Below are 26,068 nucleotides of genomic sequence, written 5' to 3' on the forward strand. Positions count from 1 at the left end.
ATCTTTTGATCTTGAAAACCAAAATCAAAAGATCGCAGCCTGCGGCAGCCCCTACAGGGAATCTCTGGTTATTCGAAGAGGGCGTCGAGGGCCTGTTCGAGGCGCGTTACGGCGATGATCTGCAAGCCCGGCGGGGATTCCTTTGGCGCATTGCCCTTGGGCACGATCGCGCGCTTGAAGCCATGCTTCGCGGCTTCCTTCAGGCGCTCCTGGCCACTGGGTACAGGACGCACTTCGCCAGACAGGCCGACTTCACCGAACACCAGCAGATCATGCGGCAATGGCCGGTTGCGCAAGCTCGACATGACCGCCGCCATCAGCGCCAGGTCTGATGCCGTTTCCAACACCTTCACCCCACCGACCACGTTGAGAAACACGTCCTGATCGTGTGTCGGAATTCCACCGTGGCGATGCAAAACCGCGAGCAACATCGCCAAACGGTTCTGATCCAGCCCCAACGTCACCCGTCGCGGGTTGGCCAGATGACTGTCATCGACCAGCGCCTGCACTTCCACCAGCATCGGTCGCGTGCCTTCCCACGTCGCCATTACCACACTGCCCGGGACTTCTTCCTGCGCGCGCGTGAGAAAAATCGCCGAAGGGTTGGAGACTTCTTTCAAACCCTTGTCGGTCATGCCGAACACGCCCAGTTCGTTGACCGCGCCGAAACGGTTTTTCACCGCGCGCAGCAAACGCAGACGTCCATCGGATTCGCCTTCGAAATACAGCACGGTGTCGACCATGTGTTCGAGCACGCGAGGGCCGGCCAGTGCGCCTTCCTTGGTCACGTGGCCGACGAGGAAAATCGCCGTACCGCTCTGCTTGGCGTAACGCACCAGCAGCGCTGCACTCTCACGTACCTGAGAGACGCCGCCGGGTGCCGATTGCAACTGTTCGGTGAAGATCGTCTGAATCGAATCGATCACCATCACCTTGGGCTTTTCCTGGCGGGCGGTGGCGATGATGGTTTCGATACAGGTTTCGGTCATTACCCGCAGTTGATCCTGCGGCAAGCCGAGACGGCGGGCGCGCATGGCCACTTGCTGCTGGGATTCTTCGCCGGTGACGTAGAGGGCCGGCATGCTCTTGGCGAGGTTGCACAGGGTCTGCAACAGAATCGTCGATTTACCGATGCCCGGATCACCGCCGATCAACACCACCGAACCGTCGACGAGACCGCCGCCGAGCACGCGATCCAGTTCACTGGAGGCCGTGGAAAAACGCGGAATTTCTTCGACACTGACTTCGGCCAGGGTTTTGATCTGTGCCTGCTGGCCGGTCCAGCCGGTGCGACCGGACGGCGCCGTGGCACCGCCACTTTCGATCATGGTTTCGGTCAGGGTGTTCCAGGCACCACATTCCCCACACTGCCCGGCCCACTTGGGAAAGGTTGCGCCGCACTCGGTGCAGCCGTACATGCGCTTGGCCTTGGCCATCAGAACCCCCGGGGCAAAACCGCGATGATAACGCAGACGCCACTCGTCAGCGCGGCGCAGCCGTGCGGATTTCGCCGCTGGCCAGACGCGCGGCGCTGTTGCCCAACGGGTCTTCGGCATTCAGGTCGGCGCCCTTGGCTTTCAAGGCATCGAGCAGTTCCAGGCGCTTGAACAGCCCGGCGTACATCGCCGCCGTCTGCCCGGCACCGTTGCGCTGATCAGGGCTGCAATCGGTGGCCATCAAGCGCCGGGCAATCTGCAACTCACCTTTGAAAATGGCACCCATCAGCGCCGTATTGCCGCGCTGATCCTGGGCACAAGCATCGGCACCCGCGGCGAGCAAGCGCTCCACTGCCTGCGCCTGACCGTGATAGGCCGCCAGAATCAATGCGGTGTAGCCTTTGTCGTCACGAGTATCGAGGGCGTATCCGGACTCGATGAACGTGTCGAGCATCGGTACATCACCGCGTCGGGCCGCGTCGAAATAGTAGTCCTGCAGTTGGGCCTTGATCGCGACCGGATCCTGCTGCTCAAGCGGCGCCGCGAACACACCGGGCGACAACAGGCTGAACAGTAAAAAAAGATAAACACGCATGGGCTATGTCCTTTCGCAGAAGCGGGGCCTGCCTCAGGCCCCGCCGGTACTACATGGCTATCAGTCGACCAGTTTGGCGGCCAGGGCCTTGACCCGGCTAAGGTCACCCTTGGCCACTTTCGTCACGCCGGTGCCGTATTCCGGATCGGCCTTATAAAGGAAGGACAGGATGATGTGCTTGCTCTCGTCATCGGTGGTAGCCAGCGAGCCGCCAAAGCTCTCAATCAGATCGCGGCGTTCCTGTTTGCTGAACGAGCGATACAGATCACCGGCCTGCTTGAAATTCTGCTCTCGAGTAATTTTCGCTTGCTGAGTATTTCCAGCCAGGGCTGATTGGCTGTAACGCGCAGTTTGCGTTTCTTCACGCGGTTGCAGTCGGCTCGGCTGATAGTTCACCCCGGAGTTACTCGCGCCGACGTTCATGGCACCGTCCTGATTACCGTTATTGACGGCAACCTTCGGTGCGTTGATTGGCAATTGCAGGGCATTGGCGCCGAGGCGATACATTTGCGTATCGGCGTAGGAGAACACGCGACCTTGCAGCAAACGATCTTCGGAAGGCTCGATTCCGGGCACGACATTGGCCGGTGCCATGGCCACTTGCTCGGTCTCCTGGAACACGTTCGCAGGATTGCGATTGAGCACCATTTGTCCAACTTTTCGCTCAGCAACACCCGGCCAGATCTTGGTGGCGTCCAATGGATCGAAATCAAACTTGGACAAATCCTGCGGATTCAGTACCTGGACGTACAAGCCCCACTTGGGGAAATTACCTTTATTGATATTCGTCACCAAGTCATTGGTCATATGGCTGTAGTCCTGACCTTGAACTTTCGCGACCTCTTTGGGCGACAGGTTTTTTATACCCTGCAAACTCTTCCAGTGAAACTTGACGTAGTGCACTTCGCCTTTACCATTGACCAACTTGTAGGCGTGCACACCATTACCGTCCATTTCACGATAACTGGCGGGCGTACCGGAGTTGGAATACAACTCGGTTAATGTCCGGGTGGCTTCCGGTACATGCGAGAAGAAATCAAAACGACGCGAATCATCATCGAGGTTAGTTCGCGGATCGGGTTTGAAGGCATGGACCATGTCGGGAAACTTGATCGCATCTCGAATAAAGAACGTCGGAAAGTTATTGCCGACCAAGTCCCAATTGCCGTCAGCGGTGTAGAACTTGGTGGCGAAACCACGCGGATCACGCAGGGTTTCCGGCGAATGGTTGCCGTGGACCACCGCCGAGAAGCGCACGAACACCGGGGTGCTCTGGCCGGCAGCAAATACCTTGGCCTTGCTCAGGTCACTGAGGTCATTGGTCACGGTGAACGTGCCATGGGCACCGGTACCGCGGGCGTGCACCACGCGCTCGGGAATGCGCTCACGGTCGAAGCGCTGCAACTTCTGAATCAGTTGCACGTCCTGCAACAGCACCGGGCCGTTGGCGCCGGCCGTTTGCGAGTTCTGGTTGTCACCAACCGTTGCGCCGTTATCGCGGGTCAGCGGCGCGGCGTTGACGGAAAAGCTCAGGAGGCTGGCGGTGAGTACGCCAAGGGTGCGGCGATGGGGAAAAGCCCCTAAGCCAAGTGATGAAGTCATATCAGGATCCTCTGGTTGTTTTGGGCGCATCCAGATGCGCCAACCAGAGGCTAGAGGTCCTGCACCGAGAACATAAATAGAATCTTCCCACCCGGGCGATGGAAAAAAATGGCTTCCTGTTCAGCGGGTTAAGGCGTATTTCGCGCGCGATTAGTGGCACTTTGCAAACTAATCGTCGATTCTTGTGTCGGTAAAAACGGGCATTGTAAGAAGGTGTTTCGCGCAGGACGCGTTTTGCTGATTTACACTGCGTACACCAAACTCATCTGTAACAAGGAAATAACCTATGGGCGTGCTAAGTGAGTTCAAGGCCTTCGCGGTCAAAGGCAATGTGGTCGACATGGCCGTCGGTATCATCATCGGTGCGGCCTTCGGCAAGATTGTTTCGTCGTTTGTCGGTGACGTCATCATGCCGCCGATCGGCCTGTTGATCGGTGGGGTGGACTTCAGTGACCTTGCCGTCACGCTCAAGGCCGCCGAAGGCTCGGCGCCTGCGGTGGTGCTGGCCTATGGCAAATTCCTCCAGACTATTCTGGACTTCGTGATCGTCGCTTTCGCCATCTTCATGGGCGTCAAAGCCATCAACCGCCTCAAGCGCGAAGAGGCCGTGGCCCCTAGCCTGCCACCGGTTCCGACTAAAGAAGAAGAGCTGCTGGGCGAGATCCGCGACCTGCTCAAGGCGCAGAACAACCGGCCGCAATAAACCGGCCAGTACAAAAAACGGCGCCCTGGTGGCGCCGTTTTTTTTACCAGTAGTTTTCCACGGCGACCTGGCCGGGCCGGCGGGTCAGGCTCAGGCTCATGTGCCGTTGTTTGAGCAACGCGCGAGTGTCGTCGATCATCTGCGGATTGCCGCACAACATGACCCGCGAATGCTCCGCCGACAGCTCCACGCCTGCCGCGCGCTCCAGCTCGCCATTTTCGATCAGCGTGGTGATCCGGCCATTCAGCGCGCCCGGATGCGTTTCACGGGTCACGGTCGGGATGAACTGCAACTTGTGGGCGTAGTCAGCCAGATAATCCCGCTGCGTCAGCTCGGCAATCAGCTGTTGATAAGCCAGCTCTCGCGCCTCGCGCACGCTGTACACCAGAATGATCCGCTCGAATTTCTCCCACACCTCGAAGTCCTGCAGGATCGACAGAAACGGCGCGACACCGGTGCCTGTGGATAACAACCACAGGTCGCGCCCGTCGACGAAGCGATCAAGGGTCAGATAACCGAAGGCCTGACGCTCCACCAGCAGTGTATCCCCCACCTCGAGACGGCTCAGCTCACTGGTGAACTCGCCACCCGGCACGACGATGGAAAAGAACTCGAGAAATTCGTCAAACGGTGAAGACACCATCGAGTAGGCACGCCAAACCGTGCTGCCGTCAGCCTTGGTGACGCCGAGCCTGGCGAACTGACCGGCGCGAAATCTGAAGCCCGCGTCGCGAGTGGTACGCAAGGTGAACAGATTCGGCGTCAGCGGCTGTACATCGAGCAGGGTCTGGCGAGTGAACTTGTCTGCGCTGGCAGTCATGTGGGCGCTCCATTTGGCGGTTGCCCTAGTCTCTCGCAAAGAAGTGCAGGTTAAAACCGCCATTTTGTAGTGGTATTACGCAGCGCTTCATCTAACTAGAACAACGCGTACTAATTACACAACTAGCCAGAAAGAACATTTGCCTATTAAAATGTCGACCTTCATATAAGCGACAAGTACGCTAATAGCGTTTTATCCAAATACACCAACTTTTAAAGAGCAAAAAAATTCACACCACTTTGTAGGAAGCGTCCTACACTCGATTTCGTGCGTATTGGATCCATCGCACCCCCAAGCAACACACATGGAGCGTTCGAAATGGAATTGTGGAAGGAATCGCAGTTGAGGCAGTTGTCTTTTGCACGAGGGATAGATACGGCCTACCCGATTTTGGAGAACTTCTCGAAGAACATCGGCTTCAACTTTTGCGCCGTCACGGTTGCCTCAACCCATCATCAACCACATTTCAAGACTTTGGAAATCAGTAACTACTCCAACGACTGGAACCGTCGATGCGAACGGGACAATGACCATGAAGCCGATCCGGTCATCGCCCATTGCAGAAACTCGATGCTGCCGTTGGTATGGAGCAAAAGCGCCTACGCCAATGCGCCCAACCTCTGGCGGGCCTTGCAGCAGGAAGGGCTTCGATACGGTTGGTCGCAGTCTTTTCATAATGAGGAACAAGCGGTACGCAGCACCCTGAGCCTGGCGAGAAAAGATTGCGAGATCAGTCCGCTGGAGCTTTATGAACATGTAGGTTACATGCACTTTGTCACCAGCCATTTGACCGAGCTTTTCATCAGCACCCTGCCCGCCCGGGCCTGCAAACCGAAACCGGCCCATTTGTCGCCGCGAGAGCTGGAGGTGCTGCAACTGTCCGCCTCCGGTAAAACCGCTTACGAGATCGCGCGCATTCTCAGCCTCAGCGAGCGCACCGTGAACTACCACGTGCAGAACATCATCGTGAAGCTCAACGTTTGTAACAAGATTTCTGCGGTCATTGCCGCGGCCCGAGCCGGAATCATCTGAGTGCCCGAGCACCCACCCGGCTGAAAACTTGCAAGTATTTACAGTGAAAAAAAAGTACCATTTGTGACCTTCCTGAGTAATAACGCGCGCGTTACGTGTTGCTGTGCACTCGGTCGGTTCCGCCGCACATCAGGGCTGCGGGACACCCCTCGATTACCCTGAGTCCCCGCCCCATGCCTTTGCTCGATACCCCTTTCGCCCAACTCGATCTGATCCGCCAGCCCGAGCAGCAGAACGAACCGCTGCAAGCTTTCGACGCTGCCGACGAATACCTGCTCAATCATCTGGCTGCGCAACAGCCGGCGGCGAGCACGCGTGTGCTGGTGCTCAATGACAGCTTCGGCGCACTGGCAGCCAGCCTTCTCGGCAAGGTCGACGTGAGCAGCAGCGGCGACTCGTTTCTGGGCTTTCAAGGCCTGGAAAAAAATCTGCTGCGCAACAGCCACGCGTTCGACGCGATCCGCCCGACACCTGCCAGCGCGCCGTTGATCGGGCCATTTGACCGGGTATTGATCCGGGTGCCGAAAACCCTCGCACTGCTGGAAGAGCAACTGATTCGCCTGCAGGGGCAGCTCGCCCCCGGAGCCGAAGTGGTCGCGGCCGCCATGGTCAAGCACTTGCCACGTGCCGCCGGCGATTTGCTGGAGCGCTACATTGGCCCGGTACAAGCCTCTCTGGCGGTGAAAAAAGCTCGACTGCTGATCGCTACGCCGCAGGTCAAAGCCGCCGCCGTTTCGCCCTACCCGACGCGTTATCGTCTCGACGAGCCAGCGATCGAACTGCTCAACCACGCGAACGTGTTCTGCCGCGAAGGCCTGGACATCGGCACCCGCGCCTTCCTCCCGCATCTACCGAAAAACCTCGGTAGCGCCCGCGTCGCCGATCTCGGCTGCGGCAACGGTGTATTGGCGATTGCCAGTGCCCTGCAAAACCCCGACGCGCAGTACACACTGGTCGACGAGTCGTTCATGGCGGTGCAATCGGCCGCTGAAAACTGGCAAGCCGCCCTGGGTGATCGCGACGTCATCGTGCGGGCCGGCGATGGCCTGGCCGGGCAGGACGCGCAATCGCTGGACGTGGTGCTGTGCAATCCACCGTTCCATCAACAGCAAGTGGTCGGCGATTTCCTCGCCTGGCGCATGTTCCAGCAGGCCCGCGAGGCGCTGGTAGTGGGCGGTGCGTTGTACATCGTCGGCAACCGTCATCTGGGTTATCACAGCAAGCTGGCGCGGCTGTTCCGTGGCGTCGAGCAAGTGGCGGCGACACCGAAGTTCGTGATTCTCAAAGCCCGTAAATAATCCTCAAGGCAAAAAAAACCCTCCTTGAGGAGGGTTGCAAAGCCGTACCCGAAGGCGCCGGGACGGGGATGATTCAGTGCGTGGTCAGACCTGCGGCATTCATGAACATGCGCATCAGGCTGGCGACGATGAACAGCGCGCCGACACTGCCGACCCAGATCAGGGCCAGCCAGCCGAGCCGCTGCCACAGCGGTTTTTTTTCGGCTTGTTCAATGTCGTGCAGGGAATGTTTGCCGGTCATTGTTGCGATCCTCAGTCAGATCGATGGCGCCGCTACCGACGCCATCGCGGGCAAGCCCGCTCCCACAGGTTTAGTGATAGCCGTCTTCGTGGGTGACCTTGCCGCGGAACACGTAGTAGCTCCAGAAGGTGTAGCCCAGGATGAACGGGATAATGAACAGCGTGCCCACCAGCATGAAGCCCTGACTTTGCGGCGGTGCGGCGGCGTCCCAGATCGAGATCGACGGCGGCACGATGTTCGGCCACAGGCTGATGCCCAAGCCGCTGTAGCCGAGGAAAATCAGCACCAGCGTCAGCAGGAATGGCGTGTAGTTGGCGTTACGCGCCACCGCGCGGATCAGGCCGTACATCGTCACCAGCACCAGAATCGGCACCGGCATGAACCAGAACAGGTTAGGCATGCTGAACCAGCGCGAGGCAATTTCCGGGTGAGCCAGCGGCGTCCACAGGCTGACGACACCGATCACCGCCAGCAGCACGAACGCCAGAGGCCGGGCCAGATTGTGCATCTGTTCTTGCAGCTTGCCTTCGGTCTTCATGATCAGCCAGGTGCAGCCGAGCAAGGCATACGCCACCACCAGTGCGGCACCGCAGAACAGCGTGAACGGCGTCAGCCAGTCCAGTGAACCGCCGGCAAACTGCCGATTGACCACCGGCAAACCGTCGATGAACGCGCCCAGCGCCACGCCCTGGAAGAACGTCGCCGCCACCGAACCGCCGATGAACGCCTTGTCCCACAGGTGACGCTTGTCGTCCTTGGCCTTGAAGCGGAACTCGAAGGCCACACCGCGGAAGATCAAACCGATCAGCATGAAAATCAGCGGTAGATACAGCGCCGACAACACCACCGAATAAGCCAGCGGGAACGCGCCAAACAACGCCGCGCCACCCAGTACCAGCCAGGTTTCGTTGCCGTCCCAGACCGGGGCGACGGTGTTCATCATCACGTCACGGTCGACCTTGCCGGGGATGAACGGGAAGAGAATCCCGATGCCCAGATCGAAGCCGTCCATGACCACGTACATCATGATGCCGAAGATGATGATCACGGCCCAGATCAGCGGAAGATCAATACCCATGGCTCAAATCTCCTTGGTCAGGCTGGGGGTGTCGTCGTGATCGGCGTCGGCCGAATCGTCGGCGGCGGACAACGGACGCGCCGGTGTACGCTGCTTGCCTGGCCCACCGTCGGGCGTTTCTGCGCCTTCGCTGATCTTCGGCCCTTTGCGCACCAGGCGCATCATGTAGCCAAGACCGGCACCGAACAGCGCGAAATACACCACCACAAACATGATCAGCGTGATGCTCATCTGCATGAAACTGTGGTTGGAAGACGCATCCGCCGTGCGCATCAGCCCGTAGACCACCCACGGCTGACGGCCGATTTCAGTGGTGAACCAGCCCGCCAGAATTGCTATCAGACCGGATGGCCCCATCCACAACGCCAGATAGAGGAATGGCCGCGACGTGTAGAGCGTGTCGCGTTTACGCAGCCACAAACTCCACAGACCGGTGAAGATCATCAGGAAGCCGAGGCCGACCATGACCCGGAACGACCAGAACACGATGGTCGAATTCGGCCGGTCTTCCGGTGGGAATTCCTTGAGCGCCGGCACCTGTTTGTCCAGCGAGTGGGTGAGGATCAGGCTGCCGAGGTAGGGGATTTCCACGGCGAACTTGGTTTTCTCTTCTTTCATGTCCGGCCAGCCGAACAGGATCAGCGGCGTGGCTTCGTCACCTTTGTTTTCCCAGTGGCCTTCGATCGCGGCGATTTTTGCCGGTTGGTGTTCGAGCGTATTCAGACCATGGAAGTCGCCGATGACGGCTTGAATCGGTGCAACGATCAATGCCATCCACATCGCCATCGAGAGCATGGTGCGAATCGCCGGGTTGTCCTTGCCGCGCAGCAAATGCCAGGCCGCCGAGGAGCCGACGAAGAATGCCGTGGCCACAAACGCCGCCGTCGCCATGTGCATCAAGCGGTACGGGAACGACGGGTTGAAGATGATCGCCAGCCAATCGGTCGGAATCACCTGGCCGTTGATGATCTCGAAGCCCTGCGGGGTTTGCATCCAGCTGTTGGACGCGAGAATCCAGAAGGTCGAAATCAGCGTGCCGATGGCTACCATGACGGTGGAGAAGAAGTGCAGCCCGCGCCCGACCTTGTTCCAGCCGAACAGCATGACCCCAAGGAAACCGGCCTCGAGGAAGAATGCCGTGAGTACTTCATAGGTCAGCAACGGCCCGGTGACGGCACCGGCGAAGTCCGAGAAACGGCTCCAGTTGGTGCCGAACTGATAGGCCATGACCAGCCCCGAAACCACGCCCATGCCGAAGTTGACGGCAAAGATCTTCGACCAGAAATGGTAGAGGTCACGGTAGGTGTCGTTGCGGGTTTTCAGCCACAGGCCTTCGAGTACGGCGAGGTAACTCGCCAGACCGATGGTGATGGCCGGGAACAGGATGTGGAACGAGATGGTGAACGCGAACTGAATTCGGGCGAGATCTAGTGCCTCTAAACCGAACATATGGCTTCCTCTGTCAGGTAATACCGGCTGTGGGGCTTGTGGCCCCTGCGCCTACTGCCCCCACGGATATGGAGTGCGGCGAATTCTGATTCGTTCTTTTTAAACAACCATCGCAACGCAGGGAGTCTGGCCAACTGGCCGCCGGATCAATTCCGTCTGGGGTCTTGATCTGGATCAAGCAACGTTGAAAGAGTAGTCCCATTTTTGCCGATGAACTGCGTGGTCGTTTGCCGCGTGACAAGTTGCCTCATAACTGCGGCAAAACCCCGTAACGTATTTCTCAAGTAAATGAGATCCCTGTGGCGAGGGGATTTATCCCCGATGGGCTGCGAAGCAGCCCTGAATCAGGCGACTCGATTAATCTGAGAAAGCGCGTTGAATGGATTTGGGGCCGCTTCGCAGCCCATCGGGGATAAATCCCCTCACCACAGGGTGATTTGTGATCAATGAAGAGATCGATGTCTGGCTAACTAAATTTTTTGTCATAGCAACTTCCTGTTACAGACTGGTGATAATCTCGCGGTTCCCCCCGAACCAGACCTGCCCTCAGATGCCCAGCCAAGAGCCCCTGCTGTTACGTCACCATCGCCCTTTCCTTGCGTTCTGGCTGGCGCGGATTTTCACCGCCAGCGGTTTTCAGATGCTCACCGTGGCAATTGGCTGGAACCTCTATCAACTGACTGGCAACGTCCTCGATCTGGGGCTGGTCGGTCTGGTCGAATTCGCCCCGCGCGTGCTGTTCATGCTGCACACCGGGCATGTCGCCGACCGCTACGACCGGCGCAAGGTCGCGGCGATCTGTCAGTCATTGCAGGCGTTGATTGCCTTGGCGCTGGCCATCGGCAGCGCCACCGATCATGTCACTCGCGAGATGATCTTCATCCTCGCCTTTTTGCTCGGCGCGGCGCGCTCCTTCGAAATGCCCACCACTCAGGCGCTGCTGCCGAGCATCGTGCCCACAGCGCTGTTCCCCCGCGCGGTGGCGGCGGCGCAATCGGCGCAACAGTCGGCAACCATCGTTGCCCCGGCGCTGGGCGGTTTGCTTTACGCGTTCGGTAGCGTCTGGGTCTATGGCCCGACGGTGCTGCTCTACGTCATTGCCTGCACCTTGATGCTCAACCTGCCCGCGCGGCAAACGCCGTTGAACAAAGGCAAAGCCACGCTGGATTCGTTGCTCGCGGGGATTCGCTTCATTCGCAGCCGCCCGGACATTCTCGGGGCGATTTCGCTGGACCTGTTCGCGGTGCTCCTTGGCGGCGCGACGGCGTTGTTGCCGGTGTTCGCCAAGGACATCCTGCTGACCGGGCCGTGGGGCCTCGGCCTGCTGCGCTCGGCACCGGCGGTCGGCGCGCTGGCGATGTCGCTGTTTCTGGCGCGGTTTGCGGTGGAACGCAATGTCGGTCGGGTGATGTTCACCGCAGTCGGCATTTTCGGCGTGGCGACCATCGCCTTCGGCCTGTCGACCTCGTTCTGGTTCTCGTTGGCGGTGCTGGTGGTGCTCGGCGCGGCTGACATGATCAGCATGGTGATCCGCGCCTCTTTCGTGCAACTGGAAACCCCGGACGAAATGCGCGGCCGGGTCAGCGCGGTGAACGGCTTGTTCATCGGCGCCTCGAACCAGTTGGGCGAATTCGAATCCGGGCTCACCGCCCACTGGTTCGGCACCGTACCGGCGGTGGTCATGGGCGGGATCGGCACGCTGGTGGTGACGGGGACGTGGATCAAGTTGTTTCCGACGCTGGCTAATCGCGATCGGATGCATGTGCCGGTGGAAGAAGTGCGCCGCACCCCGGTGAAACCCTGCTGATGGATATTTTGCCCGAGCTAGGTATCAGCGTTACCGAATTGGCACGGCATCTGGGCTTCGCACGCCCATATCTTTCACGCGTATTGCACGGACATGCCCCGATCAGCCCGGATCTGGCCGTAAGACTTGAGCGTGCCGGCATTGGCAAGGCGCGCGTGTGGCTAGGCGTCCAAACTGACTACGATCTGTGGCAAGCGGAGCATCGAGAACAACCAGTGATTGAACCTATCGCGGCACACGCCTGAGAACGCCCCTACAAATCCCCCGCCACTTTCGCTCGCAAGGCCTTGCCGCCGAGTTGTTCGACCAGCGTCAGGGCAAACTCCAGGGCTGCGCCGGAGCCTTGCGCGGTGATGCAGTTGCCGTCGACAACGACCGGTTGATCAACAAAAGAGCAGCCTGACAGTTGATGGCTGGCGCTGGGCGAACAGGTCATGCGCCGCTGGCGCAATACACCGAAGGTTTGCAGGGCGACGGCCGGGGCTTCGGCGATGGCGGCGAACAGGCGGCCCCCGCGGGCTTGATCCTTGAGCAGTTGTTGCAGAGGTTGATGCGCGGCCAGATGCTGCGCACCGACGGCGCCGCCGGGCAGGACGATCAGATCGAAAGTCTGCGCCAGCACATCGATCAACATGCCGTCGGCGGTCAGGCGCGTACCGCGAGCGCAGGTCAACATGCGCCTTCCCTCGATGCTGGCGGCGACCACTTCGATGCCGGCGCGGCGCAGCACATCCATCAGGGTCACGCTTTGCAGATCATCGATGCCCTCGGCGAGGGTAATCAGGGCTCTAAAGGTCATGGGCGCTGTCCGCTGGGTGATCCTCACAGCGTAGTCAGCTTTGCCCGGCCCTGTTCAGCGACAGGCGTTACTTGATGTAAAGCTGCGTCGACATCCTGTTGCCCGGCGCGTTGATCGACGTGTTGCTGAAAGTAAAGAGGCCATCCTGTTTACCGGCCAGGTCGAGCACATACAGATAGCCCACGGTATTGCGGCCAACCGTGCATTCAGTCAGGTTGCCGTTGTCGTAGGCACAGACCGGCGTTCGTGTGCCGTTGATTTCAAAACCGTCGAGTGCCACATGCGCTTCGCGGCCATAACCGACTTCCAGCACGTAGACCTTGATATTCGGACCACTGTGATCGCAGCGCGTCTGTTCCTGGCCCTCGGCGATGTCTTCAAAGCCGCACTTGGGCGACTCGACCTTCAACACCTTCAACTGGCTCAAGGGCGGCGCCGACGCAGCCCAGGCACCTGACGCTGCGGTCATCAAAACGGCGATCAGCCCGAAAGCCTTCATCCAGCGCTTGCTCATACGATCCCTATCCCCCGAAAAAACAGCGCGCAGTATGGCGCAGTTGGCCGCGAGGCAAAACTTCGCCGACGATCGACACCAACAACCGCCATATTCCTCACGCTGCTGGTATGATGCGCGGCTTTTTCCGGCCCACCACAATTTTCCAGGCGCTTGCGACGGTCTGTGCTTTGCTGTTGAGGTCGATACATTCACGGCGCCACGCGCGCCACGGGGAGCAGACATGCTGGAAAGGCTGTTTCAACTCAAGGCACACAACACCAACGTGCGCACCGAGATTCTGGCGGGCATCACGACTTTCTTGGCCATGGCCTACATTCTGTTCGTCAACCCGAGCATTCTCGGCGAGACCGGCATGGACAAGGGCGCGGTGTTTGTCGCCACCTGTCTGGCTGCCGCGATCGGTTCGACAATCATGGGCCTGATCGCCAACTACCCGATTGCCCTCGCTCCGGGCATGGGTCTGAACGCCTTCTTCACCTATACCGTGGTTCTGCACATGGGCCACACCTGGCAAGTGGCGCTGGGTGCGGTGTTCATTTCGGCGGTGTGCTTCTTCCTGCTGTCGATCTTCCGCATCCGTGAATGGATCATCAACAGCATCCCGCTGCCGCTGCGCTCGGCCATTGCCGCCGGTATCGGCCTGTTCCTGGCGTTGATCGCCCTGCACAACGCCGGCATCGTGGTCAGCAACCCGGCGACCATGGTCGGCCTCGGTGACCTGAAACAACCGGCACCGATCCTCGCCACCCTCGGCTTCGCCCTGATCGTTGCTCTCGAAGCGCTGAAAGTGCGCGGCGCGGTGCTGATCGGCATTCTGGCGGTGACCATCATCTCCATCGCCATGGGCTTCACCCCGTTCGGCGGCGTGACCTCGATGCCTCCGTCGCTGGCGCCGACCTTCATGCAGCTGGACATCAAAGGCGCACTGGACATCGGTCTGGTCAGCGTGATCTTCGCCTTCCTGTTCGTCGACCTGTTCGACAACTCCGGCACCCTGATCGGCGTCGCCAAGCGTGCCGGCCTGATGGGCAAGGACGGTCACATGCCGAAAATGGGTCGTGCACTGATCGCCGACAGCACCGCGGCCATGGCCGGCTCCCTGCTGGGCACGTCGACTACCACCAGTTACATCGAGTCCGCAGCCGGCGTCAGTGCCGGCGGCCGTACAGGCCTGACTGCCGTGGTTGTCGCAATCCTGTTCCTGCTGGCGCTGTTCTTCTCGCCTCTGGCGGCCAGCGTTCCAGCATTCGCCACCGCGCCAGCGCTGCTGTTCGTCGCCGTGTTGATGACTTCGGGCCTGGCGGAAATAGACTGGGACGACATCACCGTCGCCGCGCCAGTCGTGGTGACCGCGCTGGCCATGCCGTTCACTTACTCGATCGCCAACGGCATCGCCTTCGGCTTCATTTCCTGGACCGTGATCAAACTGCTGTCGGGCCGTGCCCGTGAGCTGAACCCGGCGCTGGTGATTCTGTCGATTCTGTTCGTGATCAAGTTGGGTTGGTTCAACGCATGACATTCGATTCCCAGGCTTACGCCGAGCAACTTGAAGCCAAGGTCACGCGTTTGCGTGATCTGCTGGCACCGTTCGATGCCCCCGAGCCGACTGTGTTCGACTCGCCATTGCAGAACTTCCGTCTGCGCGCCGAATTCCGTCTGTGGCGCGAGGGCGGCGATCGGCATTACGCAATGTTCGCTCAAGACGACAAACGCACGCCGATTCTGATCGAAGAATTCCCGATCGCCAGCCTGCGCATCAACCAGTTGATGCCGCAGTTGAAAGCGGCGTGGCAGGCCAGTTCGGCATTGAGCCACAAGCTGTTTCAGGTTGAATTCCTGACCACGCTGTCCGGCGATGCAATGATCACCCTGTGCTATCACCGTCCGCTGGACGCGCACTGGCATGCTGCTGCAACTCAGTTGTCGGCAGATCTGGGCGTCAGCATCATTGGTCGCTCGAAAGGCAAACGCGAAGTGCTTGGCCTCGATTATGTGGTCGAGAAACTTGACGTCGGCGGTCGCACGTTCAGCTATCGCCAGCCGGAAGGCGCGTTCACCCAGCCGAACGGCACCGTGAACCAGAAGATGCTCAACTGGGCGTATGAAGCACTCGGCGATCGCACTGATGACTTGCTGGAGCTGTATTGCGGCAACGGCAACTTCACCCTGCCGCTCGCCACCCGCGTGCGCAAAGTGCTGGCCACCGAAATCAGCAAGACCTCGGTCAACGCGGCACTGAGCAACCTCAGCGAAAACGCTGTGGATAACGTCACCCTGGTGCGTTTATCCGCCGAAGAACTGACCGAAGCGCTCAACGAAGTGCGCCCGTTCCGTCGCCTGCAAGGCATCGACCTGAAGAGCTACGAGTTCGGCAGCGTCTTCGTCGACCCGCCACGCGCCGGTATGGACCCGGACACCTGCGAGCTGACCCGGCGTTTCGACAACATCCTGTACATCTCCTGCAACCCGGAAACCCTCGCGGCGAACATCGCCCAGTTGCACGACACGCACCGCATTACAAAGTGCGCGTTGTTCGACCAGTTCCCGTGGACGCATCACATGGAATCGGGTGTGTTGCTGACCCGGCGCTGAGTGCAGTAGCCTGATACGAAAAAGCCGTCGTGATTGACGGCTTTTTTGTGGGTGTTTACAACGCGGGATCGGCCTTGCGTGGTCGCCCGCCCTTTTTGCCATTCGCTCGAGCAGCTTCGGACTTCGCAGCACTGCTTTGACGACCGTTACGTGAAGCAACCACCGACGCAGCCATCCTCATGAGTGACGGGCTCGCTGAAATCATCCCGGCAATGGAAACGTCAAGGTCTTTGCCCTCATGGCAAAGCGCAGTGCCTGCGAATCCGACTGTCAGCCCCTCGTAGTCGCCTGCATCAAACCCGTCAAACTCTGGATACTGGTTCACCGGAAGCAACACACCGCTGCCATCCTCAAAACGGATGACCAGAGATGATTCTTCAAAGGTTACGGAGACAGCCTGCAAGCTACTCGCTCGGCGTGTCTCCCCTTGCAGGATGGCGGCGTCGATCATCTCCTCCGTCAGGGGACGATGAGTGGATGGCTTAGCCTTGATGACTTTCATAAATCGATTTCCACTCCTTCCAATGCGCCTATCAATGTCAGAAGAGTTTTGCCCTCTTCTGGCAGATAACGCGCCGATCCCACTCTGAATGTCGTGTCAGTGACGAGTTTCATCCCCAGCACTTCGTTTGAATGGCTGTCCCACAATTGATTGTCGAGACAGACAGTTTGCAATCTTGACCACCAGATCCCGCGTGCTCGTCGCAGATGAGCAGGCTGCTCAAGAGATCGACACAAGCCTTCCAGCACGGTTAACGGTGGTCGACGAGAAAGCGGCATGACATCCCAGAGCTCAATATCGTTGTGCCAGAAACTGAACTGTAATCGGGCGCTCCAGCTACCTGCATTCATGTGAACGTGCGGGGGGCAATGCTCATCTCGCAACATGATGACAATCGACAATCCATTGTAGCTGCACACCTTCATGCTAACCCATCCGTTAGGTTAATAAGTTTCAGAATTCAAGATTCCTTTCCAATCCGACGACTGGTGATCGGCACATGACGTTTCAGCGCTTTTGAGGCTAGCGTCGTAACAGGTCATGAGCCGGTCAATCTCCAGTGAAAAACGTAAGCAAAGCTGTCGTCATATCTCGATCAATGTTGCTTCTGTGCGATCACCGAACATAAAACGCCACGTCCATTTTTGTTCAATTGACCATGGTAACCATCTAGTACATTTTATCTCCACAGGCCGAAACCTCTGGCCAAAGCCAAAAACAATAAGTGGAGTTACCCCTCATGCCCCCTATCGTTCTGGTGCTCAACGGCCCGAACCTGAACTTGCTCGGCACCCGCGAGCCGGCGACTTACGGTCACGAAACCCTGGCGGACATCTCGGCGCTATGCGGTCGCGCGGCTGAAGAGTTCGGCCTGGCGGTGGAGTTTCGCCAGACCAATCACGAAGGCGAACTGCTCGACTGGATTCACGCGGCTCGCGGTCGTTGCGCCGGGATCGTGATCAATCCGGCCGCGTGGACGCACACTTCGGTGGCGATTCGCGACGCGCTGGTCGCAAGCGAACTGCCGGTGATTGAAGTGCACCTGTCCAACGTCCATGCCCGCGAACCGTTCCGTCATCACTCGTTTGTCTCGGCGATTGCCACGGCAGTGATGGCCGGGTTTGGCAGCCATGGCTATCGCCTGGCACTGGAACATTTCAGTCAGCGGCTGAAGGGGTGAATCGTATGTCCCGTCGCAACGTAATACTCGCCGGACTGATCGGCGCCGGTATTCAGGCTTCACGCACGCCGGCACTGCATGAACATGAAGGCGATGCGCAGGGGATGCGCTACCTGTATCGATTGATCGATCTGGATCAACTGAAAATGGACACCACCGCCCTGCCCGACCTGCTGCTGGCGGCCGAGCGGATGAACTACACCGGGTTGAACATTACCTTTCCGTGCAAGCAGGCAATCATCCCGCTGCTCGATGAGTTGTCGCCGGAAGCCCGCTGCATTGGTGCGGTGAATACCGTAGTGCTGAGGGATGGCAAGCGCGTCGGGCACAACACCGATTGCCTCGGTTTCGCCGAGGGTTTTCGCCGTGGCTTGCAGGACGCCGCCCGTGAGCGTGTGGTCCAGATGGGCGCTGGCGGCGCAGGCGCGGCAGTGGCCCACGCCCTGTTGAGCGAAGGCGTGCAGCAGCTGAGCATTTTTGATGTCGACACTGCGCGCGCAGAAAGTCTGGCGAACAACCTCAATCAGCATTTCGGCTTCGGTCGTGCGGTGGCCGGGCATGATCTGCCGAGTACGCTGAATCTGGCCGACGGCCTGGTCAATACCACGCCGATGGGCATGGCCAAACTGCCGGGCATGCCGGTGCCCGTCGAGTTGCTGCGCAAGGAATTGTGGGTGGCGGAGATTGTGTATTTCCCGCTGGAAACCGAGCTGCTGCGCAACGCCCGCGCACTGGGCTGCAGGACGCTGGATGGCGGCAACATGGCGGTGTTTCAGGCGGTGAAGGCGTTTGAATTGTTCAGCGGCGTGGTGCCGGATGCGCGGCGGATGCTCGCGCATTTTCAAAGCATGAACAGCTGAAGATCAAAAGATCGCAGCCTGCGGCAGCTCCTACAGGGATCGGTGAAGGAGCTGCCGAAGGCTGCGATCTTTTGATTGTCAGGCTTGCAGGTAACGCAGCACCGATTCGCAGATCATCTCGCGATGACGCTGTTTGATGCTTTCATCCGGCAGGTCAATCTGGAAGATCTCGCCAAACGTGTGCCGGTTCGACACGCGATAGAAGCAGAACGAACTGATCAACAAATGCACATCCAGCGCATCGAGCCCCGCACGGAACACACCCTCTTCAACGCCCCGACGCAAAATCTCACCCAGTGAATCGAGGATGGTGTTGTTCATCGCCTTGATCGCATCGGAACGCTTCACGTATTCAGCATTGTGGATATTTTCGATGCTGACAATGCGCACGAAATCGACGTTGCGGTCGTGGTGATCGAAGGTGAACTCGACCAGTCGGCGAATCGCTTCCACCGGCGCCAACTCGGCCAGGTGCAGCCGGTTTTCGGTGTTGCGGATATCGCCGTATAGCTTCTCCAGCACCTCGACGTACAGCTGCTCCTTACTGCCGAAGTAGTAATAGATCATGCGTTTGGAGGTGTGGATGCGCTCGGCAATCGCGTCGACGCGGGCACCGGACAAGCCCTGCTGGACGAACTCGACGATCGCCTCCTGCAGGATGTTCTCGCGGGTCTTTTCCGGGTTGTTCTTGCGACTCTTGCGCGGCTCTACAGCGGACACTTCAGGAGCTGCGGTAAGTTCTGTATTCATCGTCATTGCGGGCTCACGGCCATCACTGCACAGGCGGCGATTATGGGCCGCGCCGCACAGTGAAGGAAGCCGCGCGAGCCGTGTTTAATCCCGCGTTTACGAATTTCCTACAACTTCACCTGGCGAACGGCGCCACTGCGTGATTTGGCCATCGCTGCCAAACGCACCGCGACATTGGCCGCACCGTAACCGGCATAGCCGTTCTTGCGCTGGATAATCTCGAAGAAGAAGCGCCCTTCGAACGGCTCGGTGTAGACGTGAAACAGCTCGCCGCCCTGCGCGTCACGATCGTAGAGCACGTTGTAATACGCCAGCTCGCTGAGGAATTCGTCGTCGAAATCAAAACGCGCGGCGAGGTCGTCGTAATAGTTGAGCGGGATATCCAGCAGCGGTACGCCGGCTTCTTTGGCGCGACTGACTTCGGCGAAGATGTCGTCACAATCGAAGGCGATGTGATGCACACCTGAACCGCGATAACTCGACAGTGCGTGGGAGATCGCGGTGTTGCGGTTCTCGGAAATGTTCAGCGGCAAGCGGATCGAGCTGTCGCGACTGCGCAATGCGCGGCTCTTCACCAAACCGTACGGGTCGGGCAACACAACTTCGTCGTCCGCCTCGAAATCCAACAGGCTCTTGTAGAACAGCACCCAACTGTCGAGGCTGTCGGCCGGCAGCGCCATGGCCATGTGATCGATGCGTTTGAGGCCGCCACGGGCCGGCGTATCCGCCAGCAGATTGAAATCGGTGCCGTAGACATCGGCCTGTTCATCCACCAGATAAATCAGGCTACCGTCGGGAGCGCGCACTGCCGCCAGTTCTAGCTCGTTAGGGCCAACCAGTCCGCGATAGGGCTGACCTTTGTAAGCCACGGCGCGGGCCAAAGCACTGGCGCTGTCCTTGACCCGCACAGCGGTGGCGCACAACGACGGCCCGTGGGCTTCGAAGAAGCTGTGCGCAAAAGAATAAGGCTCGGAGTTGAGGATCAGGTTAATGTCGCCCTGACGTAGCAGGCTCACGCTCTTGGAGCGATGCTGCCCGGCCTTGACGAACCCGAGGCGCTCCAGCCAGTTCGACAGCTTGGCGCCGAGACTTTCATCGACGGCAAACTCCAGAAACTCGATGCCGTTATATTCGCTAGCCTTCGGCGTTTCAAAAAGGATTTCACGGTTGGCCACAGGCGTCGCTTCCTGTTCCAGACGCTGGCGAGTCTTCTCTTCCAGATACAGCAGCGAACGCAAACCGTCAGCGGCATTCGCCCGTGGCGGTGCGGCGCGGAAACCGTCGTTGAAGATTTCCAGCGACAGCGGCCCGGTATAACCGCTCTGGATGATCGGCGCGAGGAAACCCGGCAGATCGAATTCGCCCTGCCCCGGGAAGCAGCGGAAATGCCGGCTCCACTCCAGCACATCCATGGCCAGAATCGGCGCGTCAGCCATTTGTACGAAAAAGATCTTGTCGCCGGGAATGTCGGCGATTGCGCGGGGATCGCCCTTCAACGACAGCGTATGGAAGCTGTCGAGCAAAACCCCAAGGCTTGGGTGATCAGCCTGACGCACGATGTCCCAGACCTGTTGATAAGTGTTCACATGACGGCCCCACGCCAGCGCTTCGTAACCAATGCGCAAGCCACGCGCACCGGCGCGTTCGGCCAGCAGGCGCAGGTCATCGACTAGAATTTGTTGATCGCCGACGCTGTCGGCCGAGGCGTTGCTGCAGACCAGCACCAGGTCGGTGCCGAGTTCCTGCATCAGGTCGAACTTGCGTTCGGCGCGCTCAAGATTGCGCGCCAGGCGATCGCGGCGGCAGCCTTCGAAATCGCGGAACGGCTGGAACAGGGTGATGGCGATACCGAGGTCGGCGCACATCTGTTTAATTTCCCGTGGACTGCCGTCGTAGTACAGGAGGTCGTTTTCGAATATCTCCACCCCGTCGAACCCGGCGGCGGCAATGGCTTCGAGTTTTTCCGGCAGGGTGCCGCTCAAGGAAACGGTGGCAATGGAACGCTGCATGCTTCAACTCCCGGACTGCGCCGCTTTAATGTAGGAGCTGCCGCAGGCTGCGATCTTTTGATGTTGCTTTTCAGATCAAGATCAAAAGATCGCAGCCTGCGGCAGCTCCTACATGGGATGGGTTTTTATAGTAGGGAAATTATTGGCTGCATCGAACGTGGCAGCAATTTAAAGTGTACTACCCGGTTAGTTTTGCGTGCGATTATCGAACACAATGGCGGTTTGGCGAATTGACGATTTTTCGTCCACTGCCCAACATCGACCGCACATTGAGTCCGGATCTGAACCACCGGTCGCAGCGTGCACAGAAAAAAGCACACCAAATAACAAATCCAAAAACGGGTGGAACACATGATTCCTTCACAGACTTCCCGCATGGCCCCGGCCATGAGCACTGCCTCAGGTGGCATCGGCGACAAGATCCGCGGCGCCATGGCCGTCGGCAAGACCCGTTGGGGCATGCTGGCGCTGGTGTTTTTCGCCACCACCCTGAACTACATCGACCGCGCCGCCCTCGGCGTCATGCAGCCAATCCTCGCCAAGGAAATGAGCTGGACGGCGATGGATTACGCCAACATCAACTTCTGGTTTCAGGTCGGCTACGCGATCGGTTTCGTCCTGCAAGGTCGACTGATCGACCGGGTCGGCGTCAAACGCGTGTTCTTCTGCGCCGTGTTGCTGTGGAGCCTGGCCACCGGTGCCCACGGTCTGGCGACATCGGCCATCGGTTTCATGGTCTGCCGGTTCATCCTCGGCCTGACGGAAGCGGCGAACTACCCGGCCTGCGTGAAAACCACGCGCCTGTGGTTCCCGGCCGGCGAACGTGCAGTCGCCACCGGCATCTTCAACGCCGGCACCAACGTCGGCGCGATGTTCACGCCGATGTTGCTGCCACTGGTTCTCCACGTCTGGGGCTGGCAAGCGGCATTCCTGTGCATGTCGGCACTCGGCGGCATCTGGTTGCTGTTCTGGGGCTTGAAGTACTTCAACCCGGAAGATCACCCGAGCGTCAAGCAATCCGAACTGGACTACATCCAGCAGGAAGTCGAACCGGAGCAGGCCCGCGTACCGTTCTCGAGAATCCTGCGGATGCGCGGCACTTGGGCCTTCGCCATCGCTTATGCGCTGACCGCGCCGGTGTTCTGGTTCTACCTGTACTGGCTGCCGCCGTTTCTCAATCAGCAATACAACCTGGGCATCAACGTCACCCAGATGGGTATTCCGCTGATCATCATCTACGTGACCGCTGACTTTGGCAGCGTCGGAGGCGGGATTCTGTCTTCGTTCCTGATCGGTCGCGGGATGAACTCGATCAAGGCGCGGCTGCTATCGATGTTGCTGTTCGCCTGCTGCATCATCGGCGTGATCATGGCGGCTGGCTCGGCCAATCTGTGGGTGGCAGTGGCGGCGATTTCTCTGGCGATCGGCGCGCATCAGGCCTGGACCGCGAACATCTGGAGCCTGGTGATGGACTACACGCCCAAGCACATGATGAGCACGGTGTTCGGTTTCGGCGGCATGTGCGCAGCGATTGGCGGGATGTTCATGACCCAGATCGTCGGCCATATCCTGACTGTGACCAACAACAACTACACCGTGTTGTTCACCCTGATTCCGGCGATGTACTTCATTGCGCTGACCTGGATGTACTTCATGGCCCCGCGCAAAATCCCGACCGTCACCGAATAAACCCATGTAGGAGCTGCGGCACGCTGCGATCTTTTGATCTTGATGTTGAGGATCAAAAGATCGCAGCCTCGTTTCACTCGTCAGCTCCTACAGGGGTTTGTGTTTTCGGCTTTGCTGCCACGCTGCTGCCAGTCCACTGCAGCAGATCACCGCGATGCCGATGATCGTCAACAGACTCGGCGTGTGATTGAACAGCAGCCAGCCCAACAACCCTGCAAACACGATCTGGCAATAACCGAACGGCGCCAGCAGCGCCGGTGCGGCATGGCGGAACGCCTGGGTCAGGAACAAATGCGCGGTCATCCCGCAACTGCCCAGCGCCAGCATCAACCCGGCGTGGGTCAGCGTCGGCACCTGCCAGAAGAACGGCACCAGCGCACTCATCACCAGCGTGTTGCACAACCCGGCGAAAAAGTTACTGGTGGTCGGACTGTCCACCTCTGCCAGCTTGCGCGTGAGCAACTGATAGAAACAGAAAAACAGCGCCGAGCAGAACGGCAGAAGCACCGCAGGAGTGAACAGTTCACCGCCCGGATGAACGATGATCAGCACGCCGATAAAACCGCAGATGACCGCGATCCATTGGCCGCGTGTCACTCGCTCCTTGAGCAGCGGCACTGACAATGCCGTGACCAATACCGGCGCAAGAAAGTTGACCGCCGTGGCTTCCGCCAGCGGGATGTACAGCAGCGCCGTGGTGAAAAACAGGCTGGTGCCGAGTAGGCAAAGTGCCCGAACCAACTGCCATAACGGCTTCTTGGTACGTAGGACGCGCAATCCCGACTGCGGCAGAAAAATCCCCGCCATCAGTAAGGTGTGCACCAGATAGCGCGCCCAGACCACCATCACGATCGGGTAGAAACCGGACAGGTATTTCGACAGTGCGTCGTGACTGGAAAACAGGAAGGTCGCCACGACGATCAGCAAGATGCCCTTGAAGGGTTGATTGACACCGGAGAGCGGGGTGCTGATGGTCATTGGGTTTCCTTGTGGTGCCGAAAAAGATCAAAAGCTTCGCGGGCAAGCCTTGCTCCTACAGGGGTTGGGTAAACCCCGTAGGAGCAAGGCTTGCCCGCGAACAGGTGCGCAGCACCGCTTACAGTCGCGCCAACAACGCTCGAGTTTTATCAATCGCCATCTGCGCCCGCTGCAATCCGCTCACGCCCTGCTCCAGCAATTTCACCGTGGGAATTTCCAGGCTCAGTGGAATATTAGTCGGCAGCGCTTTCAACAACCCGAGCAGATCGCAATCGCCCTCGCCGGGAAACCGTCGCTCGTTGCGCGCCTGACGCAAGATCTCGGCCATGTCTGACGGCCTCGGCCCCGCGACATCACATAATTGCGCATATCGCAGGCGCGACGCGGGCACACCTGCCAGATCCTCCAGCCGTGACGCCGAACGATCAAAATGAAACGCGTCGACCAGCGCCGCAGCATTTTCCCGATCAGCGTTTTCAACAATGCGCAGCGCTTGCTCAAGATTGCGCGCATCCGTCCAGGGCATGAACTCCAGGTGCGGATGCAACCCGTACGGCGCCGCCAGATCACACAGCGCCGCAAAATTATCGGTAAGCCGCTGCTCGTCAGGATCGTTACCGGCGACCAGCAATTCAGTAGCGCCAAATTCCGCACCGACCGTAAGAAGTTTCTCGAAGTCGGCCACCACGGTTTGCGGTTTCAGACGGAGGATTTCCACGTCGAGCACACGGATACCGCTATCGCGCAACTGCGCCAACGTCCGACGACGCAAGTCGCCATCGGCTACCAATGGAAAGTGATATTCCTCAGGCGTTGCCGGTTCCAGGCGCAGACCGACATGGCTATAACCGGCGCGTGCAGCGACTTCGACCATTTGCGGTGGCGACAACTCCAGCACGGTAAGGCTGGCCAGGGAAAGAATGCGTTCGCTCATGTTCAAGCCTCGATCAGTGCAGGGGCGCAAGCACGGCCGGTAGCGGCGGCGGCGCGAATGGCTTCAATCAGTGCAAGGGTGCGGGCGGCGTCGGCCGCACTGACCAGCGGCTCGACTTCACGCCGCGCCACGCGTACGAAATGCTCTAACTGCAAACGTAAAGCGTCGTCACCGCTGTAGGACTCTTGCACCACCTGTAACGGTTCATGCCAACCGGCATCCACCTGATCAGCGGCGTAATGCCAGTGCTTGAGCTGCGGAATACTCAATGCGCCGGCGGTCCCGGCCAACAAGTAACACGGCTGATCGGCCTGACGCGGATACACCGGGTTTTCGCCGGAGTCCAGCTCCCAACTCCATGGCGCGGCGACCGCATCCGAACCGCTCAACGTACCCAATGTGCCGCCCGCGAATTGCAGCAACACCGCCGCGCTGTCTTCATTGGCAAAACCCCGCACAGCGTTGTCGGTGATCGCTTGCACCGAGCGCACTTCACCGCACAGATGCCGGAGCAAATCGAGGTCGTGGATAAGGTTGGTCAGCAACATGCCGGCGCCCGGTTCACGACGCCACGGGATCTCGAAATAGCTGTCCGGTTTGCGCAACTGGAACAGCGCGGTGACCGTGGTCAGACGCCCGAGCGCGCCGCTCTGCACCAGTTCATGGGCTCGCACGATCAGCGGATTGTGCCGTCGGTGATGGCCGACCAATACCGGCACGCCACTGCTTTTGACCGCCGCGACCAACACACGCGCTTCATCGAGGTGCACGCCGACCGGTTTTTCCAGCAACACCGGTACGCCCGCCGCCAGGCAATCGAGGGCCGTGCTGACATGTTGATTATTCGGATTGGCGACGATTACCGCGTCTGGCCTGATCTGCTCGAGCATCTGACGGTGATCAGCGAAATGCCTTACACCCCACTCAGCCGCCAGGGCTGCGGCTTGCGACCCAGGATCAGCCACTGCGCACAGCGTCGCTTCGCTCAGGGTTTGCAGGTGTCGATAATGTTGCTGGCCCATGTTGCCGGCGCCGATCAGGGCGATTCGAAGGGGCGAATTCAAGGCGCGATCCTCTTGTGATTGTTATTGGAATACCACTCCAGCAACAATTTAGAACCGAGTTCCAGAATCAAAAACCCACCAATCCGAGAACCGTGCGAACACCGCACAACTTTTCCCCTGTAGGAGCTGCCGC

The 26,068-nt window shown here is 59.2% G+C and carries 26 protein-coding genes; 10 read left to right on the forward strand and 16 right to left on the reverse strand.

Going from position 1 to position 26,068, the window contains the following annotated elements; genetic code table 11:
- Positions 1–68 precede the first annotated feature (68 nt).
- Genes radA through katB form a run of 3 tightly spaced genes read right to left on the reverse strand, consistent with a single transcriptional unit; the run spans position 69 to position 3,633 of the window.
- The gene (gene radA / locus EJA70_RS14200) at positions 69–1,436 is read right to left on the reverse strand and encodes a DNA repair protein RadA (protein WP_008084632.1); all 1,368 of its coding nucleotides are present in this window, start codon (positions 1,434–1,436) and stop codon (positions 69–71) included.
- Positions 1,437–1,482: 46 nt separating this feature from the next.
- A complete protein-coding gene (locus tag EJA70_RS14205; protein WP_158831520.1) occupies positions 1,483–2,031 on the reverse strand; it encodes an ankyrin repeat domain-containing protein in 549 nt (182 codons plus the stop codon).
- 60 nt (positions 2,032–2,091) lie between these two features.
- Positions 2,092–3,633, reverse strand: a complete 1,542-nt coding sequence (gene katB / locus EJA70_RS14210) for a catalase KatB (RefSeq protein WP_158831522.1) — start codon at positions 3,631–3,633, stop codon at positions 2,092–2,094.
- 286 nt (positions 3,634–3,919) lie between these two features.
- Between katB and mscL the strand changes: the two genes are divergently transcribed.
- On the forward strand, positions 3,920–4,336 hold the full coding sequence (mscL, locus tag EJA70_RS14215; RefSeq protein WP_008084629.1) for a large-conductance mechanosensitive channel protein MscL: 417 nt from the start codon (positions 3,920–3,922) through the stop codon (positions 4,334–4,336).
- A gap of 43 nt (positions 4,337–4,379) precedes the next feature.
- Here the strand turns inward: mscL and EJA70_RS14220 are convergent, their stop codons facing one another.
- Positions 4,380–5,156 carry a ferredoxin--NADP reductase gene (locus tag EJA70_RS14220; RefSeq protein WP_158831524.1) on the reverse strand — a complete coding sequence of 259 codons (777 nt, stop codon included), beginning with the start codon at positions 5,154–5,156 and terminating at the stop codon, positions 4,380–4,382.
- Positions 5,157–5,474: 318 nt separating this feature from the next.
- Between EJA70_RS14220 and EJA70_RS14225 the strand changes: the two genes are divergently transcribed.
- Positions 5,475–6,188 carry an autoinducer binding domain-containing protein gene (locus EJA70_RS14225; RefSeq protein ID WP_158831526.1) on the forward strand — a complete coding sequence of 238 codons (714 nt, stop codon included), beginning with the start codon at positions 5,475–5,477 and terminating at the stop codon, positions 6,186–6,188.
- 173 nt (positions 6,189–6,361) lie between these two features.
- On the forward strand, positions 6,362–7,486 hold the full coding sequence (locus EJA70_RS14230) for a class I SAM-dependent methyltransferase (RefSeq protein WP_158831528.1): 1,125 nt from the start codon (positions 6,362–6,364) through the stop codon (positions 7,484–7,486).
- Positions 7,487–7,559: 73 nt separating this feature from the next.
- Here the strand turns inward: EJA70_RS14230 and EJA70_RS14235 are convergent, their stop codons facing one another.
- The 3 genes from EJA70_RS14235 to EJA70_RS14245 form a co-directional block, all read right to left on the reverse strand.
- The gene (locus EJA70_RS14235; protein WP_008084615.1) at positions 7,560–7,727 is read right to left on the reverse strand and encodes a DUF2474 domain-containing protein; all 168 of its coding nucleotides are present in this window, start codon (positions 7,725–7,727) and stop codon (positions 7,560–7,562) included.
- Between the two features lie 70 nt (positions 7,728–7,797).
- Positions 7,798–8,805 carry a cytochrome d ubiquinol oxidase subunit II gene (gene cydB / locus EJA70_RS14240; RefSeq protein ID WP_008084613.1) on the reverse strand — a complete coding sequence of 336 codons (1,008 nt, stop codon included), beginning with the start codon at positions 8,803–8,805 and terminating at the stop codon, positions 7,798–7,800.
- A 3-nt stretch (positions 8,806–8,808) separates the two neighbouring features.
- Complete coding sequence (locus EJA70_RS14245; RefSeq protein WP_158831530.1) at positions 8,809–10,254, reverse strand: cytochrome ubiquinol oxidase subunit I; 1,446 nt, start codon at positions 10,252–10,254, stop codon at positions 8,809–8,811.
- A gap of 550 nt (positions 10,255–10,804) precedes the next feature.
- On the opposite strand from EJA70_RS14245, the gene EJA70_RS14250 reads away from it, so the two are divergent.
- Both EJA70_RS14250 and EJA70_RS14255 read left to right on the forward strand, forming a co-directional pair.
- Complete coding sequence (locus EJA70_RS14250; protein WP_158831532.1) at positions 10,805–12,061, forward strand: MFS transporter; 1,257 nt, start codon at positions 10,805–10,807, stop codon at positions 12,059–12,061.
- A complete protein-coding gene (locus EJA70_RS14255; RefSeq protein ID WP_158831534.1) occupies positions 12,061–12,306 on the forward strand; it encodes a HigA family addiction module antitoxin in 246 nt (81 codons plus the stop codon). The genes EJA70_RS14250 and EJA70_RS14255 overlap by 1 nt, the downstream gene beginning before the upstream one ends.
- Positions 12,307–12,314: 8 nt before the next feature.
- Here the strand turns inward: EJA70_RS14255 and EJA70_RS14260 are convergent, their stop codons facing one another.
- On the reverse strand, positions 12,315–12,860 hold the full coding sequence (locus EJA70_RS14260) for a DJ-1 family glyoxalase III (protein ID WP_158831536.1): 546 nt from the start codon (positions 12,858–12,860) through the stop codon (positions 12,315–12,317).
- 67 nt (positions 12,861–12,927) lie between these two features.
- A complete protein-coding gene (locus EJA70_RS14265) occupies positions 12,928–13,374 on the reverse strand; it encodes a DUF4879 domain-containing protein (RefSeq protein WP_008084603.1) in 447 nt (148 codons plus the stop codon).
- A 223-nt stretch (positions 13,375–13,597) separates the two neighbouring features.
- On the opposite strand from EJA70_RS14265, the gene EJA70_RS14270 reads away from it, so the two are divergent.
- Positions 13,598–14,893 (forward strand): NCS2 family permease, encoded by a 1,296-nt coding sequence (locus EJA70_RS14270; protein ID WP_158831538.1) that lies wholly within the window; start codon positions 13,598–13,600, stop codon positions 14,891–14,893.
- On the forward strand, positions 14,890–15,969 hold the full coding sequence (gene trmA, locus EJA70_RS14275) for a tRNA (uridine(54)-C5)-methyltransferase TrmA (RefSeq protein ID WP_158831540.1): 1,080 nt from the start codon (positions 14,890–14,892) through the stop codon (positions 15,967–15,969). The genes EJA70_RS14270 and trmA overlap by 4 nt, the downstream gene beginning before the upstream one ends.
- 55 nt (positions 15,970–16,024) lie before the next feature.
- On the opposite strand, the gene EJA70_RS14280 is transcribed toward trmA, so the two are convergent.
- Both EJA70_RS14280 and EJA70_RS14285 read right to left on the reverse strand, forming a co-directional pair.
- A complete protein-coding gene (locus tag EJA70_RS14280) occupies positions 16,025–16,471 on the reverse strand; it encodes a DUF2442 domain-containing protein (protein ID WP_158831542.1) in 447 nt (148 codons plus the stop codon).
- Positions 16,468–16,896: a DUF4160 domain-containing protein gene (locus EJA70_RS14285; RefSeq protein ID WP_158831544.1), complete on the reverse strand. Its 429-nt coding sequence runs from the start codon at positions 16,894–16,896 to the stop codon at positions 16,468–16,470. The genes EJA70_RS14280 and EJA70_RS14285 overlap by 4 nt, the downstream gene beginning before the upstream one ends.
- 314 nt (positions 16,897–17,210) lie before the next feature.
- Between EJA70_RS14285 and aroQ the strand changes: the two genes are divergently transcribed.
- Both aroQ and EJA70_RS14295 read left to right on the forward strand, forming a co-directional pair.
- Positions 17,211–17,651 carry a type II 3-dehydroquinate dehydratase gene (aroQ, locus tag EJA70_RS14290; RefSeq protein ID WP_008084592.1) on the forward strand — a complete coding sequence of 147 codons (441 nt, stop codon included), beginning with the start codon at positions 17,211–17,213 and terminating at the stop codon, positions 17,649–17,651.
- A 5-nt stretch (positions 17,652–17,656) separates the two neighbouring features.
- Positions 17,657–18,511 carry a shikimate dehydrogenase gene (locus tag EJA70_RS14295; RefSeq protein WP_158831546.1) on the forward strand — a complete coding sequence of 285 codons (855 nt, stop codon included), beginning with the start codon at positions 17,657–17,659 and terminating at the stop codon, positions 18,509–18,511.
- A 78-nt stretch (positions 18,512–18,589) separates the two neighbouring features.
- Here the strand turns inward: EJA70_RS14295 and EJA70_RS14300 are convergent, their stop codons facing one another.
- Both EJA70_RS14300 and quiC read right to left on the reverse strand, forming a co-directional pair.
- Complete coding sequence (locus EJA70_RS14300; protein ID WP_158831548.1) at positions 18,590–19,267, reverse strand: TetR family transcriptional regulator; 678 nt, start codon at positions 19,265–19,267, stop codon at positions 18,590–18,592.
- 101 nt (positions 19,268–19,368) lie between these two features.
- A complete protein-coding gene (gene quiC, locus EJA70_RS14305) occupies positions 19,369–21,270 on the reverse strand; it encodes a 3-dehydroshikimate dehydratase QuiC (protein WP_158831550.1) in 1,902 nt (633 codons plus the stop codon).
- 351 nt (positions 21,271–21,621) lie between these two features.
- Between quiC and EJA70_RS14310 the strand changes: the two genes are divergently transcribed.
- The gene (locus tag EJA70_RS14310; protein WP_158831552.1) at positions 21,622–22,959 is read left to right on the forward strand and encodes an MFS transporter; all 1,338 of its coding nucleotides are present in this window, start codon (positions 21,622–21,624) and stop codon (positions 22,957–22,959) included.
- Positions 22,960–23,046: 87 nt separating this feature from the next.
- Here EJA70_RS14310 and EJA70_RS14315 read toward each other — a convergent pair whose 3' ends face one another.
- The 3 genes from EJA70_RS14315 to EJA70_RS14325 form a co-directional block, all read right to left on the reverse strand.
- Complete coding sequence (locus EJA70_RS14315) at positions 23,047–23,937, reverse strand: DMT family transporter (protein WP_158831554.1); 891 nt, start codon at positions 23,935–23,937, stop codon at positions 23,047–23,049.
- 118 nt (positions 23,938–24,055) lie between these two features.
- A complete protein-coding gene (locus EJA70_RS14320) occupies positions 24,056–24,871 on the reverse strand; it encodes a sugar phosphate isomerase/epimerase (RefSeq protein ID WP_158831556.1) in 816 nt (271 codons plus the stop codon).
- A 2-nt stretch (positions 24,872–24,873) separates the two neighbouring features.
- The gene (locus tag EJA70_RS14325; protein WP_158831558.1) at positions 24,874–25,935 is read right to left on the reverse strand and encodes a Gfo/Idh/MocA family protein; all 1,062 of its coding nucleotides are present in this window, start codon (positions 25,933–25,935) and stop codon (positions 24,874–24,876) included.
- Positions 25,936–26,068: the final 133 nt, after the last annotated feature.

Origin of the sequence: Pseudomonas sp. PB103, from assembly GCF_009764635.1 — a bacterium.
Lineage (GTDB): Bacteria > Pseudomonadota > Gammaproteobacteria > Pseudomonadales > Pseudomonadaceae > Aquipseudomonas.

Excerpts from the sequence above, each read along its gene's own strand:
- radA (WP_008084632.1), bottom strand. The coding sequence starts at position 1,436 with ATGGCCAAGGCCAAGCGCATGTACGGCTGCACCGAGTGCGGCGCAACC.
- EJA70_RS14205 (WP_158831520.1), bottom strand. The coding sequence starts at position 2,031 with ATGCGTGTTTATCTTTTTTTACTGTTCAGCCTGTTGTCGCCCGGTGTG.
- katB (WP_158831522.1), bottom strand. The coding sequence starts at position 3,633 with ATGACTTCATCACTTGGCTTAGGGGCTTTTCCCCATCGCCGCACCCTT.
- mscL (WP_008084629.1), top strand. The coding sequence starts at position 3,920 with ATGGGCGTGCTAAGTGAGTTCAAGGCCTTCGCGGTCAAAGGCAATGTG.
- EJA70_RS14220 (WP_158831524.1), bottom strand. The coding sequence starts at position 5,156 with ATGACTGCCAGCGCAGACAAGTTCACTCGCCAGACCCTGCTCGATGTA.
- EJA70_RS14225 (WP_158831526.1), top strand. The coding sequence starts at position 5,475 with ATGGAATTGTGGAAGGAATCGCAGTTGAGGCAGTTGTCTTTTGCACGA.
- EJA70_RS14230 (WP_158831528.1), top strand. The coding sequence starts at position 6,362 with ATGCCTTTGCTCGATACCCCTTTCGCCCAACTCGATCTGATCCGCCAG.
- EJA70_RS14235 (WP_008084615.1), bottom strand. The coding sequence starts at position 7,727 with ATGACCGGCAAACATTCCCTGCACGACATTGAACAAGCCGAAAAAAAA.
- cydB (WP_008084613.1), bottom strand. The coding sequence starts at position 8,805 with ATGGGTATTGATCTTCCGCTGATCTGGGCCGTGATCATCATCTTCGGC.
- EJA70_RS14245 (WP_158831530.1), bottom strand. The coding sequence starts at position 10,254 with ATGTTCGGTTTAGAGGCACTAGATCTCGCCCGAATTCAGTTCGCGTTC.
- EJA70_RS14250 (WP_158831532.1), top strand. The coding sequence starts at position 10,805 with ATGCCCAGCCAAGAGCCCCTGCTGTTACGTCACCATCGCCCTTTCCTT.
- EJA70_RS14255 (WP_158831534.1), top strand. The coding sequence starts at position 12,061 with ATGGATATTTTGCCCGAGCTAGGTATCAGCGTTACCGAATTGGCACGG.
- EJA70_RS14260 (WP_158831536.1), bottom strand. The coding sequence starts at position 12,860 with ATGACCTTTAGAGCCCTGATTACCCTCGCCGAGGGCATCGATGATCTG.
- EJA70_RS14265 (WP_008084603.1), bottom strand. The coding sequence starts at position 13,374 with ATGAGCAAGCGCTGGATGAAGGCTTTCGGGCTGATCGCCGTTTTGATG.
- EJA70_RS14270 (WP_158831538.1), top strand. The coding sequence starts at position 13,598 with ATGCTGGAAAGGCTGTTTCAACTCAAGGCACACAACACCAACGTGCGC.
- trmA (WP_158831540.1), top strand. The coding sequence starts at position 14,890 with ATGACATTCGATTCCCAGGCTTACGCCGAGCAACTTGAAGCCAAGGTC.
- EJA70_RS14280 (WP_158831542.1), bottom strand. The coding sequence starts at position 16,471 with ATGAAAGTCATCAAGGCTAAGCCATCCACTCATCGTCCCCTGACGGAG.
- EJA70_RS14285 (WP_158831544.1), bottom strand. The coding sequence starts at position 16,896 with ATGAAGGTGTGCAGCTACAATGGATTGTCGATTGTCATCATGTTGCGA.
- aroQ (WP_008084592.1), top strand. The coding sequence starts at position 17,211 with ATGCCCCCTATCGTTCTGGTGCTCAACGGCCCGAACCTGAACTTGCTC.
- EJA70_RS14295 (WP_158831546.1), top strand. The coding sequence starts at position 17,657 with ATGTCCCGTCGCAACGTAATACTCGCCGGACTGATCGGCGCCGGTATT.
- EJA70_RS14300 (WP_158831548.1), bottom strand. The coding sequence starts at position 19,267 with ATGACGATGAATACAGAACTTACCGCAGCTCCTGAAGTGTCCGCTGTA.
- quiC (WP_158831550.1), bottom strand. The coding sequence starts at position 21,270 with ATGCAGCGTTCCATTGCCACCGTTTCCTTGAGCGGCACCCTGCCGGAA.
- EJA70_RS14310 (WP_158831552.1), top strand. The coding sequence starts at position 21,622 with ATGATTCCTTCACAGACTTCCCGCATGGCCCCGGCCATGAGCACTGCC.
- EJA70_RS14315 (WP_158831554.1), bottom strand. The coding sequence starts at position 23,937 with ATGACCATCAGCACCCCGCTCTCCGGTGTCAATCAACCCTTCAAGGGC.
- EJA70_RS14320 (WP_158831556.1), bottom strand. The coding sequence starts at position 24,871 with ATGAGCGAACGCATTCTTTCCCTGGCCAGCCTTACCGTGCTGGAGTTG.